This is a genomic window from Dichelobacter nodosus (genome assembly GCF_001263335.1).
GTDB lineage: Bacteria > Pseudomonadota > Gammaproteobacteria > Cardiobacteriales > Cardiobacteriaceae > Dichelobacter > Dichelobacter nodosus.
Map to the genome: position 1 here is coordinate 1 of NZ_LGVW01000028.1, position 20157 is coordinate 20157.

Below are 20157 nucleotides of genomic sequence, written 5' to 3' on the forward strand. Positions count from 1 at the left end.
TCTTTGGCAATTTTCCACACTTTCCGAATTTTATCTTCAGGCATATCCATGGCAACTGATAACTCTTCTGGCGTTGGATCGCGTCCATTTTTTTGTTGCAACATACGCGAAATTCGGTTCAATTTATTAATTATCTCAATCATATGCACAGGAATCCGAATAGTTCTCGCCTGATCGGCGATAGAACGCGTAATCGCCTGCCGAATCCACCAAGTGGCATACGTTGAAAACTTAAAACCGCGGCGATATTCAAATTTATCCACCGCTTTCATCAAACCAATATTACCTTCTTGAATTAAATCCAAAAATTGCAAGCCGCGGTTGGTGTATTTTTTCGCAATTGAAATCACCAAGCGCAAATTCGCCTCAACCATTTCTTCTTTTGCCCGTTTGGCGCGTTCTTTACCCACTGCCAATTGGCGATAAATATCCTTGATTTGTTGAATGGACATGCCGTAAGTTTTTTCTACTTCTAAAAATTTTTGCTGCTCGGCTTGCACGTCTTCAATCATTAATTTCAATTTTTCGGCATATTTACGCCGCAATGTTGATTGTTTAACCACCCATTCCAAATCCGTTTCATGCCCTGGAAAATCGCTGATAAAACTCTTGCGCGGCATGCCGGATTTTTCAATCACCAAACGCATTAATCGCCGCTCAATGGCATGAATCATTTCCATCGGCTCTTCTAATTGCGCTTCCATCAAATCCATTGTTTTTTGCGGAAAAGAAAAAGCCACAAAATATTGTTTTACTTCGTCATGCAACTTCTGATTTTTCTTTGTCGCTAAACTTTGCCCTTTATCCAAAGCCGTTTTTAATTTTTTAAAAACTTGCGAAAGTTCTAATAATTTCTCCCGCGCTTCTTCCAAACTATCGTTGACGGTAATTTCTGCTTCCGTGCTTTCGTCGCCGTCTTCGTCGTCATCATCGCCTGCTTGCGTTAAAAGTTCATCGTCTTCATCTTCTGATGAAACTGCGCTTTCTGTTTCTTCGTCATCGGTTGCTTCTTCCGTTTTTTGTGCAAACGGATCGCCGTAACCGTTGACCAAATCACTTAGACGACCTTCCCCCGCTTCAACGCGTTCAAATTCCGCAACCAAAGCGGCAATTGCTAAAGGAAATTCTGCTAAAGTTTGTTGCACTAAATCCAAACCGCTTTCAATGCGTTTTGCGATGGCGATTTCTCCTTCCCGCGTTAATAAATCCACCGCTCCCATTTCGCGCATATACATTCTTACCGGATCCGTTGTTCTACCGACTTCTGCATCAGCGCTCGACAAAACATTATTAGCAAGCGATTCTTCATCATCGGTAACCGCTTCCTCTTCTTCCGGTGGCGTTTCAACAACATCAATACCGTTTTCGTTTAAAAAAGCGATTAATTCATCAAATTTTTCGCCTTCTACCGCACTTTCTGGCAATGTTTCGTTGATTTCTTCGTAGGTTAAAAAACCCTGCTCACGTCCTTGTTCAAATAATTCTTTGTATTCTTCATGAACATCATCATCTTCCGGATTGCGCTCAAAATCAGTCATAAAATATCCTTTCAAAAACAATAACCAAATCACGCATTTGCGCTACCAAAACGCCACTACCCTCATTTTTAACGGCATCAAGTTTCTTACCGAAATTGGGTTAATTGCCCAATTTTTCAAGTCTTGCTTGTTTTTTAAGATGTTGCCGCAATAATTCCTGCATCATGCCCTCAAATTCAACCGTCAATAATTTTTCATCTAAAAGCGAAAACAACTGCCGCGATCGCATCAAATCCACCTCCAAATGCATGGCACGGATTTCTGCCTCTAAAACCGCTTTATCAGCACCACAACGCAATAAATATAACAATCGATAAAAAAACGGCACTTCTTTTGCCAATAAAGAAGCGTATTGATTCATATCAATTTTTAAATACCAACTTGGTTGTTGCAGCAAAACGGCAGCCATACGCGCTTCCAATTTTGTGGGCGCCGCTGCCAAACTGCCGCCAGCGGCATGATATTCAATTGATTTTTCAGAAGAATCAATAATTGCTACCGATGTATTTAATTGTTTTTGTAATTGTTTTTGCATCATTTGCCGATAATGTCCTTGCGGCAACAAACCCAACCACTGCGCAGCTTTTTCCACGACGGCAGCATATTCTTCCGCCGTCCACGTTGCCCGCTGATCAATATTTAACAAACGTTGCAAAAACAATGATGGCGGTTCGCTGGCGTCCAACAATTGCAAAAACGCGGCGCTGCCGTGTTGCGTTAAAAAAGAATCAGGATCCTCACCCGCCGGCAAAAAAACAAAACGCCAATCGTAGCCTTCTTCATAATGCGTAAAAATAATATGCAACGCTTTTTCCGCCGCATGTTTGCCCGCTGCATCACCATCAAAACAAAAATAGACTTTTTTACTGCGCTTTTTTAATTGCTGAAGATGCGTATCACCAAATGCCGTGCCCAAAGTCGCCACCGCATTATCCAGTCCAAATTGCGCCATTTTAATAACATCTACATAACCTTCGGTAACAATTAACGAGGTTTGTTTGCTGCGCGCTGCCGTATCAAAACCATAAAGTTCATTGCGTTTATTAAACCAAGGCGATTCCGCAGAATTGAGATATTTGGGCTGTTCATTGGCAATGGTGCGCGCACCAAAAGCAATAATTTGTCCGCGGATATTGCGAATCGGAAACATCAAACGCTGACGAAACCAATCGTAATAACGACCATCTTTTTCACCAATTAAACCAACCGCTTGCAATAAAGGAAGTTCATATTTATCACGCAAAAACGCCAATAATTGATTACCCGCCGGCGCATATCCCAACAAAAAATCATCAACAAGATGTTTCTTAATGCCGCGCGCGCGCAAATATTCTCGCGCGGAAACCGCCTCTTCCGTATAAAAACACCGCTGAAAAAATTGCGCGGCATCAGCCAAACACAACAATCCCAATTCGATTCGTGATTTTTCTTCAGGATTATAGGATTCGGTTTCTTCATAAGGAATCGTCAAACCGTGAAAATGCGCCAAAGATTCAACCGCTTCCACGAATGATAAATGTTCATAATCCATTAAAAAGCGCAGCGCATCGCCCCCTGCCTGACAACCAAAACAATAATAAAACTGTTTGACTTCGCTAACGGTAAATGAAGGCGTTTTTTCCTGATGAAACGGACAACAGGCGACATAATTGGCGCCCATTTTTTTCGCATAAGAAAGACGCGACCCGATCAAACTCACGATATTCGTGCGGTTGATCAGGTCATCAATAAAAGATTTTGGGATCCGTTTACCCACGTTGAGCGATATTAAGAAGCTTGCAATTTTTGCCGCAAATAGGCGCTTACCGCTGCCATATCCGCTTTACCTTGCAAATCTTTTTTCAAAATTCCCATCAACGCGCCCATTGAAGAAATAGCCAAAGGCATTTGAGAATCTGCAATCACTTTATCTACATGCGCTTGCATTTCTTCAACACTCAATTGGGCAGGTAAAAAACGCTGAATAATGGCAATTTCCGCCTCTTCTTGTTGCGCAAGATCCTCGCGATCAGCTTGGCGGTATTGCTGCATTGCATCTTGACGTTGCTTAATTTGCCGCACTAATTCGTTAATCGCCACTTCATCAGTAATTTCAATTTTCTGATCAATTTCGATTTGCTTAAAAGCAGCACTCATCATGCGCAATGTTTGCAAAACGGCTTTATCCTTAGCAAGCATCGCCTCTTTAATTGCACTTTTCAGCTGTTCTTGAATAAGCATGATTAATACAAGCGTTCAAACCGACTACGTTCTTTTTTCAAACGCCGAGAATTACGTTTTACCGCCGCGGCTAACTTACGTTTACGCTCTTGGGTTGGTTTTTCATAAAATTCACGACTACGAACTTCCGCCAAAACGCCTGCTTTTTCGCAAGAACGCTTAAAACGACGCATGGCAACATCAAACGGCTCGTTATCCCGTACTTTCACACTTGGCATTCAATATCCTTTTGTCCAGAAAATAAAGAAGCGCGTATTGTACGCGCCGCCCAAACGAAAATCAAACATCATTGCAGAAAGAAACACTTAAACCCCATTTTCGATAATCAAAGCGCAAAAATCGTGCGGTAAACCGCGATTTATCCGCAATAATTTTGCCTGCAATTTTTTCTCAATTTACTGATATTTTCTTACTTCCGGTTTTTGGTAATTTTTTATAAAACGTGCGATTTCTTCAAGATTATCCGAAAACAACGTTTTTTCTCTATCGGCGCGCGATAAAAATCCTTCTTCCATCATATGATCGAAAAACTTTGCTAAATAATCATAATAACCGTTAACGTTTATCAAAATGCACGGTTTATCATTTTGCCCCACTCTCGCCCATGAAATCACTTGAGCAATTTCTTCCAGCGTTCCCAGTCCGCCCGATAAAGCCATAAAAACGTCTCCGCGCTCAATCATGCGCGCCTTTCTGTCCGACAAATTATCAACCACGATTAACTCATTTAATTTTGTATGACTGATTTCTCTTTCCACTAAAAAGCGCGGCATCACGCCAATCACGCGACCGCCATTTTCCAAAACCGTATCAGCAATTAACCCCATCAATCCCACTTTTCCGCCGCCATAAATCAATTGATGATGATTTTGCGCAATCCATTTTCCCAACTCGATTGTTTTTTCTTGATATAGTTTATTCATTCCCAAACTTGCGCCGCAAAATACCGTGATATTCATCGTTTAAACCGCCCTTCTATAATTCTTGTTTCAACTCATTGATTTTAAATTGTTCTTGTCATCAAAATGACAGACTCAATATGCGCACTGTGCGCAAACATATTGACAACTTGACCGCGTTCTAAATGAAAACCTTTACTTTGCAAAATCGCCACATCACGCGCCAAAGTTGCTGGATTACAAGAAACATAAACAATTTTTTCTGGAAATTTTTTAGGCAACGCTTGAACAACGGCGTGCGCACCCGCACGCGGCGGATCCAATAACCACGATTTTGCCGACTGCCACGATTTCATTTGCGCCGCGGAAACAGAAAATAAATCCATACATTGCATTTCCAGCCGCGATGATAATTGTTGTTCTGCTGCCATTTTTGCACCGCGCTGCACCATCGCCCGCACACCTTCAACCGCCGTCACCCGCGCGCCCTTATAAGCCAGTGGTAAAGAAAAATTTCCTAAACCAGAAAATAAATCAAGCACTTCTGATTTTTCCAAAGGCGCAAGCCACGCGAGCACCGTTTGAATCAACGCCTCATTAACTGACGCATTAACTTGAATAAAATCATCGGGCGTAAAATGAAGAGTTACCCCAGAAATTGGCTGATAATACAAATCATTAGGTTCACCGAAAAGACAACGATCATTTTCCCATAATTGCCAATGAGCGCCGGCTAAATTTGCCCATTTTTCGCCCCACGCCGGCGACAATGCCCGTTTTTTTGTCCGCAACGTTAACGCCGCGACTTTCTCGCCCGCTGTCAATAAAATCTCATCAACTTTCACTGGTAATAATGCGCGCAAAAAATCGGGTAATAACGGCAATGCGGCGGCTAAATGTTCCTGCAAAATCAAACAATCGTTAACAGCCACCACATCATGAGAACGTTTTGCTTTAAAACCAACCGCAATAACATCATTTTCATAATGAACTGCCAACCGCGCGCGGCGACGATAGCGCCATTCTTTTCCTGCTAGCGGCAGCAAAACGTGTTCTGGTTGCGCGCCGCCTAAACGTTGCAATTGCGTTAACCATAATTTTTGTTTGCCCAATAATTGCTCCTGACTGTGCCAATGTTGCAACGCACAACCGCCGCAGCGGTCATAAAAAGGACAACGCGGCGCCACGCGTTGCGGCGACGGCTCAATAATTTCATCAACCACCGCCTCAATAAACTGCTTTTTCGCGCTCGTTTTGCAAAAAGTAACCGTTTCATCGGGCAAAGCACCTTCAATAAAAACCACTTGCCCATCGATTTTCGCCACGCCGCGTCCCTGATAATCCAAGTCAAAAACCGTTACCGCCGGAAATTTTTCCACCCTATTTCTCCATAAAACAACATAAAAAAACCGCCCTAAAGGCGGTTTACAACGAAAACAGTTTAACTAACGTTGACGAGCTTTGCAGCGCGGATTTGTTTTGCAAATAACATACAATTTGCCGCGACGTTTTACGATTTGGCAGTTGCGGTCGCGCGTTTTAGCACTCTTCAGTGAAGATATGACTTTCATAAATACTCCCATCGAAATAGTTCACCACTCGAAACAAGCTTAATTGTTTCGAAATTGGTCGCGCATTATCAACGCTTATGACTTTGTTTTCAAGTATTCTTTTAGAAATTTTGCCGAACATGAATCGTTTTTGAAAACACCAACATGAATGCGTTATCCCAAAAATTACCGTTTAAAAACGCGCAAATGATTCATTTTCAGATCGACTCGCCGCAATCACTGCAAAAATTTCCGTTTCGGTAACATCATCAACCACGTGCGCTTGCCCCAAACCCGATAACAGCACAAAACGCAATTGCCCCGCGCGCACTTTTTTATCCAAAAATAATGTTTGATAAATATCCTCACAATTCAATTGGATATCGATTGCCGTTGGCAAATGAGCGCGCTGCAATAAACTAATCACGCGCGCTTTTTCATCAGCCGAAATCAAACCGCGCATTTCTGATAATTCCGCTGCCATACGCATGCCGATTGCCACCGCTTCGCCGTGCAACCAATGGCGATAAGCGGTGATCGTTTCCAACGCATGTCCAAACGTATGCCCAAAATTCAGCAAAGCGCGCATTCCTTGTTCGCGTTCATCAGCGCAAACGATTTCAGATTTATAACGGCAACAATTCATAATCATGTTTTCTAAAGATATTTTTTCTTTTCGTAAAACGGCGTCCATATGTTGTTCGAGCCACGACAAAAAAGAAATATCATAAATGAGCGCGTATTTAATCACTTCCGCCAGTCCTGCCGAAAATTCGCGCGGCGGAAGCGTAGATAATGTTGCCGTATCCATCAAAACCGCTTGCGGGGGATAAAAAGCACCGATCATATTTTTTCCGCAAGCATGATTAACGCCGGTTTTACCGCCAACAGCAGCATCAACTTGCGCCAATAATGTTGTAGGAAACGTTATCCAACAAATTCCACGCTGATAAGTCGCTGCCACAAATCCTGTAATATCGTTGATTACGCCACCGCCTAAAGCGATTAATAAACCATCGCGCCCCAAATGCGCTTCCAATAAAGTGGTCAAAATATGCTGATAAGTAGCTAAATTTTTATGACATTCACCATCTAATAAAATGATATCTATCACTTTTTTATCCGTTAACGCCGCTTTTAATGACGATAAATAAAGCGGTGCGACAGTTTCATTAGTGATAATGGCAATGTGCGGCGCTGAACAATAAAGATGCCATAATGACGCGTTTTTAATGAGATCGGGCGCGATCAAAATGGGATATTGCTGCGCCTTTTCCGCAGTATGAACCGTTAGCCGTTTCATATTATTCCGCGGAAAAATTCATGCGGTAGGCGGGGCGCACTTGCCCCAAACCATCAAAATGGCAACCGCTGTCGTTAATCAATCCCGTACGCAAATCAAATATCCAACCGTGCACGGCAAGTTTTTTTTGCTGATGCCAAGTGCGTTGCACGATGGAGGTTAAAGCAACGGAATGAGTTTGCTCGATAACGTTAAGTTCAACTAAACGCCGCCAACGCGATTCTTCATCGATAATGTCATTTAAATCCAATTGATAGCGATCGTAAACATCTTGAATGTGACGCAACCAATTATCCAAAAAGCCCACCGATTGCCGTTTCATTGCCGCATAAACACCGCCGCAACCGTAATGCCCGCAAATAATGATATGCCGCACCGCCAGCACATTAACCGCATAATCAAGCACGCTTAATAAATTAGCATCGCTGTGGACAACCACGTTGGCAATATTGCGATGCACAAAAATTTCCCCCAATTGCGCGCCCACAATATGATTTTCTGGAACGCGACTATCCGCGCAACCAATCCAAAAAATTTGCGGCGATTGTCCCGAAAGAAGGCGGTCAAAATAATGACGATTTTCGCCCAATTTTTGCGCCACCCACGCGCGATTACGTTGCAATAATTGCTGATAAAGTTCTGGCATGATCAGTTCAAAATTGTAGCGGTGGTACTTTGAGAAACGAAACCATCGGGAACTTGCCCGTGATCGGCTTGCCAACGCGCAAAAGCGCGGCGACTGTTTGTGCCTAAAATACCGTCGCTGCCGTGCGTATCGTAGCCGTTTACGGTTAAATATTGTTGGAGGCGTTTTACTTGTTCGGTAGAAAGCGGGCGTTCGTGCCGTGGCCACGCGCGCACCAAATCAGATTTTCCGGCAATGCGTTCGGCTAATAAACTGATTCCTAAAGCATAATTAGACGAATTGTTATAAACTTTGATGGTTTCAAAATTTTTCGTTAACAATAATGCGGGACCTTGTACGCCTGCCGGCAACCATAATTGTGCACTGGCGGCGCCAATTAAACGTTTACCATTTTGATCGGTCAATCCCAATTGTCCCCATTGCGATAATGTTTGTTTGCTGTCGAGCGCGCGGTAATCAAATCCTGCCGGCAAGCGCACTTCATAAAACGGTTTGATTCCTGATTGCCAACCAGAACGGTTGAGATAATGAGCGGTTGACGCTAAAGCATCGGCAGTTGCCCAAGGATTGCGTTGTCCGTCGCGATCGCCGTCAATACCTTGTTCCAGCCAAGTGCTCGGGATAAATTGGGTTTCCCCCATTCCGCCTGCCCATGAACCGCGTAATTGCGTCCATTGCACGTCGCCGCGCGCGAGCAATTGCAATAATGCCAATAATTGTTGTTCCGCAAATTCGCGGCGCCGCCCTTCGTACGCCAAAGTAGCCAATGATTGTGCTAAATCAGATTGTCCGGTGTTTTTGCCGTATGAACTTTCCAGCCCCCAAATGGCGGTAATGATTTCCGCGGGAACGCCGTATTGTTTTTCCAATGTGCGGAGAAAATCGGTATGCCGTTGAAAATTTTGTTGTCCTTGCCGTATGCGTTCTTGCGCCACCGCATTATCAATATATTCCCACGGCATTTTCATAAATTCTGCTTGCTGGCGGTCGCGAGAAATCGTTTTTTGATGAAGTTCAACGGGAAGAATGAGCCGTTCGACATCGGTTGCGGCAATGCCTGCCGCTTTCGCCCGTTCTATAAAATCAGTTTTCCATGCGGTAAAACTGCTTGGTTTTGAGACGACGGTTGGCGATGGTGGCGCCAACTCAACGGGATCTTTTGAAAATTCATAAGGTTTGCTTGTGGTGCAACTGGGTAAAGATAATACCGCAAATAATGCTACAAGGCTTTGTAAAGTAACAGATAATCGCATTATTTTTCCTTTTGTATTCGTTTTTTAAACACGATGAAAATCTGGTTCATTTTAATACAAAGGGCGCGATGGCGATCTTAATTTGCTGATAGTGGCGATTTTAAAAATCTTTCTTTAAAAAAGGCAATAAAAAAACCATCGAAGATTCGATGGTTTAAAATTCTGTTGGCGCGCCCGGAAGGATTCGAACCTCCGACCGCTTGGTTCGTAGCCAAGTACTCTATCCAACTGAGCTACGGGCGCGTCGTCTTCAGTGAGGTGCATTATGCTTATTTTGCTGCTGTTCGTCAATCATTATGTCAATTTATTTTGATTAAAATATGAAAATAAAAGATTTTTATTCAAAAAAGATGCTACAATTTCGATCTATTTTTTCTCATATTAGTCGCTTTCTTCGCAAAAACGAATGGCTTTTTGCTCAATCTCGGCAAAATTGAACAATTCTGTATCCAATAAATGCGAGGGCACGGTTTTTGTTAATGCGGCAAAAATATGTTCAATACGTTGCGGATAATCTTTTTCCCACGCCAGCAACATTTCTTTGATGATGGTTCGTTGCATATTTTTTTGAACGCCGCAAAGATTACTGGGAATAATGGGAAAAGCTTTTAATTTGGCGTATTTTACAATATCTTTTTCATCACAATAAACCAGCGGACGAATGACGATTTGTTTTTTATTATCGCTCAATAATTTTGCCGGCATGGCTTTGAGTCGTCCAGTGAAAAACAAGTTTAAGAAAAAGGTTTCGATAACGTCGATTTTATGATGCCCTAACGCGATTTTAGTGATGCCGTGTTCTTCTGCGTAACGATATAAAATCCCACGCCGTAAACGTGAACATAATGAACACATGGTTTTTCCTGCGGGAATTTTCTCCATAACGACTTGATAGGTATCGTGCTCGATAATATCGTATTTAACACCCAGTTTTTCTAAATAATCTGGCAGAACCCGCTCGGGAAAATTGGGAAATTTTTGGTTTAAATTCACCGCAATGATTTCAAAATGAATCGGCGCGCTTTTTTGTAAAGCCAACAATATATCCAGTAGCGCATACGAATCTTTGCCGCCCGATAAACAAACCATAATCCGATCACCATCGGCAATCATTTGATAATCATCAATCGCTTTTCCTACTAATCTGCGCAGTCGTTTGCAAAGTTTATTCTGGGAAACGCTCATAAGTGATCCTAAGAAATCATCAAAAGTTCCATGATAACAAGGATAAGAAAAACGCTGATACTTTTTTCTCAACGAGTATTGACAAAAAAACTAAAATAGATAGAATGAGCACCTCTTTTAAAGCCGGAATAGCTCAGCAGGTAGAGCGCCTCACTTGTAATGAGGATGTCACGGGTTCGATTCCTGTTTCCGGCTCCATCTTTTTAGCCCAAATGGCGGAATTGGTAGACGCGCTAGCTTCAGGTGCTAGTGACCCAAGGTCGTGAAAGTTCGAGTCTTTTTTTGGGCACCATTTCTTAAAAAAGCCCCACATCATAATTTCAAATTATAATAGTTTTTACGCGATTATCGGTTGCGGAGATTTATCACATATCTTTTATACAGATTAACCGGATCCCGCATGAACCGCGGTAAAAGATAGACTTCACAATGTTAATTAAGTTATCAATCTTCCTTGACGAGTTTTTTACTCGCCAAGAAAGTTTCCGTATGCACGCAACTTTTGCAATCTTTGATGAATACGCGTCGCATCGTCCATTGCTTCTAAACGATCTAATTCAGATAAAAAAGCATCGTGCAAAGTTCTACTCATTTCCGCAACATCGCGATGAGCGCCGCCCGAAGGCTCGGTAATAATGGTATCAATTAAATTCAATTTTTTTAAACGCGTTGAAGTTACTTGCAAAATTGTCACCGCTTCTTCTGCCATCGCAGCATCTCTCCATAAAATCGAAGCGCAACCTTCCGGAGAAATAACGGAATACATTCCGTATTGCAACATCATCACAGTATCTGCAACACCAAGCGCTAACGCACCGCCAGATCCGCCCTCTCCAATCACACACGCAATTATCGGAGTATTTAAAACTGCCATTTCATACAAATTTCGCGCAATCGCTTCACTTTGACCGCGTTTTTCAGCGCCAACGCCCGGATACGCGCCTGGTGTATCAATAAAAGTGATGACGGGAATTTTAAATTTTTCCGCTAATTTCATAAGCCGCAGCGCTTTACGGTAACCTTCTGGACGCGGCATACCGAAATTCCGGCTTACTTTTGCTTTTGTATCACGCCCTTTTTCGTGACCAATCACCATCACGCTGCGTTGACCTAAACGAGCCAAACCGCCCACAATCGCCATATCATCTGCATAATGCCGATCGCCGTGCAATTCGCGAAAATCGGTAAAAATGTGCGGAATATAATCTAATGTGTACGGACGTTTGGGGTGACGCGCCACTTGCGCAATTTGCCAATCGCTTAAATCAGAATAAATATCACCAGTTAAACGCTCCAATTTTGTTTTTAAACGTTCAACTTCATCGCTAATATCAACTTTAGATTGTTCGCTAAATTGTTTTAATTCGTTTAATTTATATTCGAGTTCGGCAATAGGCTGTTCAAAATCAAGGTATTCTGGGTTCATAATTATTTCATTTTTAATTCTGATTCAAATTTTGGTAAATCCAAAATTACCGCCGGCGTTTGTTCATAACCAATAATATTGACATATTGAGCAATAAAACGATGTCCGCCGATTTGTTTTGTCACTAATCCCGATTCATTAATCGTCTGTGTTATCGGTTCCCCATAAGAAACAATGGAATAGCGCAAAAAACCAACGTCACTGCTAATCGTAGAAACTAAAACAATGCGCTGGTTGCCCTCATAAGGTTCCGTGCGCGGTGTGAAAATAAAATCAACCACCGGCATTTTTTCGTTATTAACCAACATACTACCAACAACGAATTGCGTCTCCGTCTCCGAAGATAAAGGCGGCGCATAAGGAAATACTCGGCTGACTAAAGTTTGCGGAAAAATCAACAATTCAGCGCCACCGCTGGGGATCAATACCACATCTATATCAGCCATGAGATTTGCCTCCAATCAAAGATTCTATAGTTTCAATCAAAACATCTTCACGATAAGGTTTACCCAAATATCCTTGCACGCCAATCTTATCAGCCCGTTCACGGTGTTTATCACCCGTGCGCGAAGTAACCATAATGATGGGAACATCGTTATACATTGCATTTTGGCGCACATGAGCGGCAAATTCGAAGCCGTCCATTCGTGGCATTTCAATATCAAGCAAAATAACATCAGGCATAAATTCGTTTAAAACTTCAATCGCATCTAAACCATCTTTTGCCGTTTGAACAACATAATCATTGCGTTCCAATAAACGCGTAGAAACTTTACGCATTGTGACCGAGTCGTCAACCACCAATACTTGTCGGGCGCGAACTTCTTCAACCACATGAACACTTTCTAATTGAGACAATCCCGCAATTCGTGTTGATAAATCTAATAAATCCAACACTGGAACAACGCGACCGTCCCCTAAAATCGTTGCACCAGAAATACCCGGTAAATTCAGCACCTGACGATTCACGTTTTTCACAATAATTTCAAGGCGATTTGCAATGTGTTCAACGTGGAAAGCAACCGGCTCACCAACCCCGTTAATAAATAAAACGGGCGCCGTATCCGTATCCATATCAAATTCATAATTGGCTGATTGGAAATAAGATGCCAACACGAATAAACGATAATCCATACCATCATATTCGTGATAAACCACCTCGCCGTTAAAGCTGCGTTGCAATTCCTCTTTGCTCACATGGCTGATTGCTGCAACTGCATTCATAGGCGCCGCATAACGTTGATCGCCGATATCAACCAACAATACTTCAACAATACTCATGGAGAACGGTAAAACGATAACAAATTCCGTTCCCTTTCCTGGAATAGAATCCACGCTCAAACGTCCGCGCCGTTGCTTGATCATTTCGTTGACTACGTCCAAACCAACGCCGCGTCCCGAAATTTGCGTTAACGATTCAGCAGTTGAAAAGCCCGAACGCAATAACATGGTATTGAGATATTGGGTGTCATTTTCTCGCTCTGGATCCAACCAACCTTTGCTGCGCGCTTTTTCACGTATCCGAACATAGTCAAAACCGCGACCATCGTCGATAACTTGCACTTGTACGTTAGAAGCTTGCGCCGTCACTTTAATTTTAATCGTACCGCTTGCTGGTTTTCCTGCGGCGACACGTTGTTGTGGCAATTCGATTCCGTGCCCCACGGCATTACGAATCATATGCTCCAGCGGTGGCAAAATATCTTCAACTAAACGCCGTTCCAATTCGACGCCGCCGCCTTCCAGCACCAAATCAACCTCTTTACCCAACGATTTCGCGGTTTGCCGCACTAAACGCCGCAAGCGAGATTCATTCACATCAAAACGAACGAGTTGGGTTGCCATCAAACGATCTTGAATCGCGCGCTGCAAAACGCCTTGTTGCGTTGATAAATTGCGCATCAACGCATTTTCAGCGGTCAACGTTTCTTGTACGTTTTTCAAGTCTTCAATAGCTTCAGACAATTGCCGCGAAAGTTGTTGAACTTCGGTGAAACGGTCCATTTCCAACGGGTCAAAATGCTCATCGTCTTCCGTATCACTTTCCCGACGGAATAACATTTGCGCTTCTGTTTCATTATCCAAGCGCCGCATTTGCTCATCGATCCGAGTGGCAATGCGGGTTAATTCGCTCAAGTTAAATTCAGATGCCAACGTTAAGTTTTCCATGCGAGAACGAACAATCGCATATTCCCCAGTCATAGAAATCATATCGTCTAACAAAGCCGAATCGACGCGAACAAATCGCTGTACATCATTGCCGATTTTATTATTATTTTCGGGCACTTCTGCAGCAGCAGGTTTTTCCGCATCTGGAGTACTGCTGCTTTTTTCTGCCGGTAATTCTGCTTTTTTAGCAACATCGCTGGTTTTTTCTGCAACTTCCGGCGCTTTTTCTTTAACCGGTGCTTTTTCAGCTTTAGGCTCTTTTTTAGCAACTTCCTCAACAGGTTTTTCTTTTTTCGCCGCGGCTTTCGGTTCTGCTCCGGGCATTTCAAAACGCCCTTGATTAGCAAACAGCTCTAAAGAACAGTTAACTTGCGTCGCCGGTTCAGGCATTTCATGTCGTAACACGCTATCAAGCATGTTATAAAGCGATTCATGACCTAAACCGATTAACGTTTTCGCTTGTTCATGTTTTACATCAGGATAATCCGCTAATTTTTCAATTACAGATTCCATCAAATGCGAAGTATCGCCGATGACGGTAAAACCAACCATACGCGCGCCACCTTTTAAGGTGTGCATATTTCTTTTCAGTTCTTCGATAACGGTATGATCTTTTAAATCTTGACCTAATAATTGTTCGGCTTGAGCAATTAATTCAGAAGCTTCATCAGTGAAAATCTCAACCAAAACAGGGTCAATGCTTTCATCAAACGGCACGCCGCCTTGGATAACTTCCTCTTCGGCATCTGCTTCATCAACAACTTCCGATGAAACATCGGTTTCTGCTTCAACTGCACTTTCTACTGACGCAGCATCTGATTGCGCATTCTCACCAGCAGCGTCATCATCACCAAATTGCGCCGCCAACAAATCTTCAGCTTGTTTTCTTTCTCTTTCTTTAATGCGTTTTTCGTTTTCTGCCACAGCAGGATACGGCAACGGCATTCCCAAAAAGCTATTGATATGATTGAGAATATAAGGATTTGGTGTCGGTAAATATCCATCGCGAATAGAATCCAACATTTCCATACTTTGCCAAATCGCACCCGCAAGAATAGAGCTGGCGCGCGCGTTGCCCTGCAATTGTCCATCTAAAATCTGGCTGGTAATTAATTCAACGCCTTGCGCTAAATCCGCAATCGCAGAATAACCCGCACTGGTTGCACTGGTTTTTAAAGCATGCATAGAACGACGAACAGCGTCTAAATGATTTAATTCTTCGCGATTTTCGTCCCATTGTTCCGCTTCTAATTGACTATCGCCCAATAAATGCAAGGCTTCGGAATGGAACAATTTGGCAATTTCTTGGTTGACATTCGGATCAGGAATCAACGGCGTTTCAATAGAACCATCATCATTGATATCTAAAGGAATGTCAGCTGCCGAACGCGCAATCATCGTTGGCTTCGACATTTCATAATCGCTGTGTGGAATTTCCGAACTCAACCATTGACGCGTTGACATCAATGAATTCATCGTCCGTTTTGCATCTTCTTCGGAACTATCGTCAGAATAATGTTCAATTAAATCCAAGCTTTGCTTCAATAACGGCGTAGATTGACGGATACCTTTACCGCCGACTTTCCGGTACTGTAACAACAATTGTTCCATCGCATCTAACAAGCGCCAAATCCACGCCGGAACATCGTTTAAATCGAGAGAATCTTCAATTTCGTAGACAGAATCTAATAATTCCTCAATTTTATCTTCGGAAGCATCTTCTTCGAGTGATTGAAAACGTCCAGAAAATTCGTCCAAAGCCCTTAAAAATAAGCTGGCATCTCGAACCGGCGGTCTTGCGCCATCAAAAGAAAATGAATACACACTGCCTTCTGATGCGGATTCGGAAGGAACTTTAGTAATATTAGATAATTCCTCGCTTAACCGTGAAGAAGGTGCCGGCATAATGTACGGTGAAAAAGATGAAAACCGAACATTTGATGCCTCTTTTTCAATATTTCTATTCGGCTTTTTATGAGTAGACGGTTTCTTTTCGGGCGCTGGTTTTGTCAACTCTGGAACCGAAATCGCATCGATGATTTGTTGACTGGTTTTTTTCGTTAAATCATCTTCTGTTTTTAAATCGTCATAAATATCTTGCAATACGTCGTTAACGTCTTGCACTTCTGGCGTTTCATCTGCAAAATTTTGCGGTGCATCGGCATCTGGAGAAACTAAATCCGTATCCAAAAATACGGAATCACCACCGATTTCCCCCGAATTATCCACGTCAGAAACCGCATTTTCTACGACCACAACATCGGGCTCATCAGCTGCAACATTGTTTTGAACTGGTAAATCATCAATGCCTAAATCAAATAAACCTGTCGCATCTGACGGCGCCTCTACAATCACCGCCTCATTTTCATTTACATCTACCGCAGGCGTCTCAACAGCATCATCAATACCAAAGCCCAAATCATCTGTCACAGATACCAAACTGGAATCAAGATCAGATGGCGCTAACGCATCAACTGCCGGCGAATCTATTGCTAATTTCTGCTCAATTCGTTGCACGATGCGGTCAACAAAACCTTCCGCCCCATTTTCAGAAGCAAGCAATTGATGCAATTGATTACCTAAATTAGGCATTAACTCATTAAAATTGAGCTCTTTATCATTTTGTAAATTTTTAGCTAAATGATCGGCAACTAAAGTCGCATCGGTATCATCAACATCGCCTGCGCGCAACATTTGCCGCAAAGTATCGGCAATTTTATTGGTTGCTTTTTGCTCGGCGGTATGTGTAACGATATGACTTAAAAGGTGATCAATCACATTTTGATCAGCGCCAGCCAACTGATCAGAAACCATTTGTTTTAGTTTTGATTCATCAATCGTATTGGCATCAATATTTGCCGATTGAAATTGGGATTTAACCACATTTGCTAAAACTTCAGTTTCTTCAGTATCCAGCTGCCCCATTGCCAAACCTTGCATCAAGGTTTTTGCCGCTTGTTCGTAGGCGGATTGATGTTGTGGCGCCGGTTCTGCTGGTTTTTCAGAAGAAGAAATACGCGCGGAAACAAAGCGTTGTCTCATCGTTTGACTGACAATGTTTAACGCTTTTGCCTGTGAAAGTAACGCTTGCGGATTCTCGATAAATTCAGTCTCCCCGCGCATCGTTTTCAAAAGATTAACGGAATCTTCCACGGAATCTTGAATAATCGGGTTCGCATCGTAAAGATTATCCAAAATATCGTTTAACAAATTCTCATTTTGCCAAGCAAGTTCTTGTAAAGATTCATAACCTAAATTTTGGCTCGAGCTACCAATTGCGCTAAATGCTTGCTTAATATTCCCTGGATAATCTAGATTATCCGGTGCATTTCTCCACCGCGGCAAATGGTCGTCCATTTTCCGAATATTTTCATTTAATTCTTCTAAAAATTTTCTTTTTTGCTCGGCGGCAATTTTATCCGCGTTAGAAACTACGGCATCAGGAATATCTGCTTTGCGAACGTCAACCGCTTCCACTTCTGGCATCGTCGCCGGAGTTGTATCAACTTCCGCGGCAGCAGCAAAGGGCAGACATTCTGCATAAACTTTTTGTAAAAACGCATCGACTTCTGCGTCGCTGGGTTTTGAATTTTCATTTTGCAAATAAGAAGTTGACTTTTCAGCGATCAACGCTTGCGTTAATAATGCTGGGTGATGCTCAACAAAAGTTTCTTCATTACGCAATTTTTTCAGCAAACAAATAGCTTCTTTAACATTGTGCAATACGATGCGGTTAACCGAATAATGCTTATCTAACACACGGTTAAGCATTTGTTCGTGTTGCCACGCGCATTCGCCTAATGCTTCATAGCCCACAGTCCGTCCCGAACCTTTCAAAGTATGAAAAGCCCGTCGAATCACTCCAGTGCTTTCATCTGCTTGAGCGGGATCCGTCCAAATATCATAAGAATCCGATAATTCAACGATTTTTTCATCAAATTCTTCCAAAAAGAATTCTCTAATTTCATCATCAATCACCGCTGATTCATGGCTTTCGGTAAATGATACTTTAGATTCCGGTACGGATAATTGTTCCCAATCTGTCAATCCCGTATGTTCAAAGAAATCAACATCAACAGAACCACTGGCTTGAGAAACGGGTTCTTGGATTTCTGTTTCTACCGCTGAATCCAATTCCAATACATCATCAAAGTTCACCGCTTCAACTGCTTCTGCGGCAGCTTTAGGTGCTGCGATTTCTTTTTCTGCAACTGGTGCAATATCATCAAAACCAAATCCTAAATCTTCAACTGCTTCTGTGGCAGCTTTAGGCACTGCGGTTTCTTTTTCTGCAACTGGCGCAATGTCATCGAAGCCAAATCCTAAGTCTTCAACTGCTTCTGTGGCAGCTTTAGGCGCTGCGGTTTCTTTTTCTGCAACTGGCGTAATGTCATCGAAGCCAAATCCTAAGTCTTCAACTGCTTCTGTGGAAGCTTTAGGCGCTGCGGTTTCTTTTTCTGCAACTGGCGCAATGTCATCGAAGCCCAAACCACTTTCAACCGCTGCCGATGAAGTATTTGTTGAAGCAGAAGCGGGCGTGGGTGCAGGCGTGGCAGAATCAAAATCAACCGTTGCCGTTATTTTCACCGCCGCTACCGTAGTTTCTCCAACATCGATAAAGCTATCCAACGCATCTAAATCGCCCAACAAATCATCAAAGCTTTGTTGTTCTTGTGCTGGTTTTTCTTTCTTCGGCGCTACCGTTTGCATTGAAGAGGCTAAAAGACGTTGTGCATCTTGTGTAATCGGGTAGATAGCAGCTAATTGATCAACGGCATTTTTTAAGAAATCCACATCGCTTTCAACGAGTGTTGCCGCGTCTTCTAAATCGGTGAAAATATATTCGGTAGCAACTAATGCGTGAACTACTGGCGGGTAGACGGTTTCTTTAAATTCTTTTTGCGCCGAAAAAATGGCAAAAATGTGCGCTAAGCGGCGCATTTCAACCGATAAACTTTTTTGTCCAAAAAATTGGCAGACAGTGCCGTAATACGCGGTGCGCCGCGCGGCTTCTGTCCAGTCAGCTTCGCTTGAGACGCGTTCTTCACCAACAACAATTTTTCTCAATGATTCAAAATATTGCCGAGCAACTGCGCCCGTATTCGTAATTAAGCGATAAAAACCAATGTATTGGGAATGGCTTCTTTGTTGTAAAAACGCGGTTTTAATGTCGGTAACTTTGGCATTATCACAGGAATGTTTACTAATATTTTGTAAAGCTTCTTCAACAAGCAACATGGATTGAGCAATTTCAACCCAATTCACTTTCGCCAAATCTCCTTTCAACATCTGATTGGAGTACTTCAGCAAAAATTGCGGCGCTTTTAAGTTCAATAAAGTAAATAAATTAATCAGCTCTTGGTTATAGGTGATCAGTTGATTAACGTCTAACGATTGACCGCCACTTGCAGCAAATTGCTCAATTTGGTTGCGGTTCACTTCGATAAGTTCATTTACGCGTTCAGCCAAAACTTGGTAAGTTTCCAGATCAATTTGAGGATGAGTACTGGCAGGCGTTTTCTTCCAACCATCGGTAAATACTGACGATAACGATTGGGAAATAGCGTTTATTTCCTGCGTATTATCAGCATGAGGCGTATTTAATCGATTGATATAGTCGCTTAATAACAAAATCCCAGCGGCAACCTCGCTCCCGACATCTGAAAAAGATTTATTATCAACCGCATTTTCTTTAAATTTGTTATCCAGAAGTTTGATAACTTTTTGAACTTTATCAGATAATTCCGCTGCTGGTTTTTTATTGAGTAAAAATAGACCACCGCTGACTTCGGTAAGCTGATTACAAAAAGCTTCCACCCCGCCGGACTCAGGACGATCAAGCCATTCAACCAAATGTTTTTTCACGTCAGCAATATTTTTTGCCATTTCTGCTTGTACGCGAAGCAATAACTGACTGGCTAATTCACTACTCATGTATTCCCCTTACACAAATTATCCCGATATCCAT

14 protein-coding genes and 3 tRNA genes are annotated in these 20157 nt (G+C 42.5%); 2 read left to right on the plus strand and 15 right to left on the minus strand.

Going from position 1 to position 20157, the window contains the following annotated elements; genetic code table 11:
• From rpoD to ttcA, 12 genes are all read right to left on the minus strand, one after another.
• Positions 1 to 1538: RNA polymerase sigma factor RpoD (gene rpoD / locus AKG33_RS04500; RefSeq protein WP_050707998.1), on the minus strand; the 1538-nt coding region annotated here is incomplete at its 3' end.
• Between the two features lie 100 nt (positions 1539 to 1638).
• Entirely contained in the window at positions 1639 to 3294 is a 1656-nt protein-coding gene (dnaG, locus tag AKG33_RS04505) for a DNA primase (RefSeq protein WP_012031386.1), read from the minus strand.
• Between the two features lie 11 nt (positions 3295 to 3305).
• The gene (locus AKG33_RS04510; RefSeq protein ID WP_012031387.1) at positions 3306 to 3758 is read right to left on the minus strand and encodes a GatB/YqeY domain-containing protein; all 453 of its coding nucleotides are present in this window, start codon (positions 3756 to 3758) and stop codon (positions 3306 to 3308) included.
• A gap of 2 nt (positions 3759 to 3760) precedes the next feature.
• Complete coding sequence (gene rpsU / locus AKG33_RS04515) at positions 3761 to 3976, minus strand: 30S ribosomal protein S21 (protein ID WP_012031388.1); 216 nt, start codon at positions 3974 to 3976, stop codon at positions 3761 to 3763.
• 177 nt (positions 3977 to 4153) lie between these two features.
• Positions 4154 to 4717, minus strand: a complete 564-nt coding sequence (locus AKG33_RS04520) for an LOG family protein (protein WP_012031389.1) — start codon at positions 4715 to 4717, stop codon at positions 4154 to 4156.
• A 44-nt stretch (positions 4718 to 4761) separates the two neighbouring features.
• The gene (locus tag AKG33_RS04525; protein WP_012031390.1) at positions 4762 to 6036 is read right to left on the minus strand and encodes a TRAM domain-containing protein; all 1275 of its coding nucleotides are present in this window, start codon (positions 6034 to 6036) and stop codon (positions 4762 to 4764) included.
• A gap of 66 nt (positions 6037 to 6102) precedes the next feature.
• Positions 6103 to 6228 (minus strand): type B 50S ribosomal protein L36, encoded by a 126-nt coding sequence (ykgO, locus tag AKG33_RS07195; RefSeq protein WP_041729592.1) that lies wholly within the window; start codon positions 6226 to 6228, stop codon positions 6103 to 6105.
• Positions 6229 to 6400: 172 nt separating this feature from the next.
• A complete protein-coding gene (gene aroB, locus AKG33_RS04530; protein WP_012031391.1) occupies positions 6401 to 7510 on the minus strand; it encodes a 3-dehydroquinate synthase in 1110 nt (369 codons plus the stop codon).
• A 1-nt stretch (position 7511) separates the two neighbouring features.
• Positions 7512 to 8156 carry a carbonic anhydrase gene (locus AKG33_RS04535; RefSeq protein ID WP_012031392.1) on the minus strand — a complete coding sequence of 215 codons (645 nt, stop codon included), beginning with the start codon at positions 8154 to 8156 and terminating at the stop codon, positions 7512 to 7514.
• Positions 8157 to 8158: 2 nt separating this feature from the next.
• Complete coding sequence (locus AKG33_RS04540; protein WP_012031393.1) at positions 8159 to 9409, minus strand: lytic murein transglycosylase; 1251 nt, start codon at positions 9407 to 9409, stop codon at positions 8159 to 8161.
• A 166-nt stretch (positions 9410 to 9575) separates the two neighbouring features.
• Positions 9576 to 9652: transfer RNA gene (locus AKG33_RS04545), tRNA-Arg, on the minus strand.
• Between the two features lie 138 nt (positions 9653 to 9790).
• The gene (gene ttcA / locus AKG33_RS04550; protein ID WP_012031394.1) at positions 9791 to 10594 is read right to left on the minus strand and encodes a tRNA 2-thiocytidine(32) synthetase TtcA; all 804 of its coding nucleotides are present in this window, start codon (positions 10592 to 10594) and stop codon (positions 9791 to 9793) included.
• A 122-nt stretch (positions 10595 to 10716) separates the two neighbouring features.
• Here ttcA and AKG33_RS04555 point away from each other — a divergent pair.
• Both AKG33_RS04555 and AKG33_RS04560 read left to right on the plus strand, forming a co-directional pair.
• Positions 10717 to 10792: transfer RNA gene (locus AKG33_RS04555), tRNA-Thr, on the plus strand.
• An 8-nt stretch (positions 10793 to 10800) separates the two neighbouring features.
• Positions 10801 to 10886, plus strand: a tRNA-Leu gene (locus AKG33_RS04560).
• Between the two features lie 174 nt (positions 10887 to 11060).
• On the opposite strand, the gene AKG33_RS04565 is transcribed toward AKG33_RS04560, so the two are convergent.
• From AKG33_RS04565 to AKG33_RS04575, 3 genes are read right to left on the minus strand one after another with little or no spacing between them, the layout of a single operon-like run.
• Positions 11061 to 12020: an acetyl-CoA carboxylase carboxyltransferase subunit alpha gene (locus tag AKG33_RS04565; RefSeq protein ID WP_012031395.1), complete on the minus strand. Its 960-nt coding sequence runs from the start codon at positions 12018 to 12020 to the stop codon at positions 11061 to 11063.
• A gap of 2 nt (positions 12021 to 12022) precedes the next feature.
• Positions 12023 to 12466, minus strand: a complete 444-nt coding sequence (locus AKG33_RS04570; RefSeq protein ID WP_012031396.1) for a hypothetical protein — start codon at positions 12464 to 12466, stop codon at positions 12023 to 12025.
• Positions 12459 to 20123: a hybrid sensor histidine kinase/response regulator gene (locus tag AKG33_RS04575; RefSeq protein ID WP_050707999.1), complete on the minus strand. Its 7665-nt coding sequence runs from the start codon at positions 20121 to 20123 to the stop codon at positions 12459 to 12461. Before AKG33_RS04575 ends, AKG33_RS04570 begins: the two co-directional genes overlap by 8 nt.
• Positions 20124 to 20157 lie beyond the last annotated feature (34 nt).

What these genes read in the sequence shown, in the direction of transcription:
- AKG33_RS04510 (WP_012031387.1), bottom strand. Translation starts at nt 3,758, where the DNA reads ATGCTTATTCAAGAACAGCTGAAAAGTGCAATTAAAGAGGCGATGCTT.
- rpsU (WP_012031388.1), bottom strand. Translation starts at nt 3,976, where the DNA reads ATGCCAAGTGTGAAAGTACGGGATAACGAGCCGTTTGATGTTGCCATG.
- AKG33_RS04520 (WP_012031389.1), bottom strand. Translation starts at nt 4,717, where the DNA reads ATGAATATCACGGTATTTTGCGGCGCAAGTTTGGGAATGAATAAACTA.
- ykgO (WP_041729592.1), bottom strand. Translation starts at nt 6,228, where the DNA reads ATGAAAGTCATATCTTCACTGAAGAGTGCTAAAACGCGCGACCGCAAC.
- aroB (WP_012031391.1), bottom strand. Translation starts at nt 7,510, where the DNA reads ATGAAACGGCTAACGGTTCATACTGCGGAAAAGGCGCAGCAATATCCC.
- AKG33_RS04535 (WP_012031392.1), bottom strand. Translation starts at nt 8,156, where the DNA reads ATGCCAGAACTTTATCAGCAATTATTGCAACGTAATCGCGCGTGGGTG.
- AKG33_RS04540 (WP_012031393.1), bottom strand. Translation starts at nt 9,409, where the DNA reads ATGCGATTATCTGTTACTTTACAAAGCCTTGTAGCATTATTTGCGGTA.
- ttcA (WP_012031394.1), bottom strand. Translation starts at nt 10,594, where the DNA reads ATGAGCGTTTCCCAGAATAAACTTTGCAAACGACTGCGCAGATTAGTA.
- AKG33_RS04565 (WP_012031395.1), bottom strand. Translation starts at nt 12,020, where the DNA reads ATGAACCCAGAATACCTTGATTTTGAACAGCCTATTGCCGAACTCGAA.
- AKG33_RS04570 (WP_012031396.1), bottom strand. Translation starts at nt 12,466, where the DNA reads ATGGCTGATATAGATGTGGTATTGATCCCCAGCGGTGGCGCTGAATTG.
- AKG33_RS04575 (WP_050707999.1), bottom strand. Translation starts at nt 20,123, where the DNA reads ATGAGTAGTGAATTAGCCAGTCAGTTATTGCTTCGCGTACAAGCAGAA.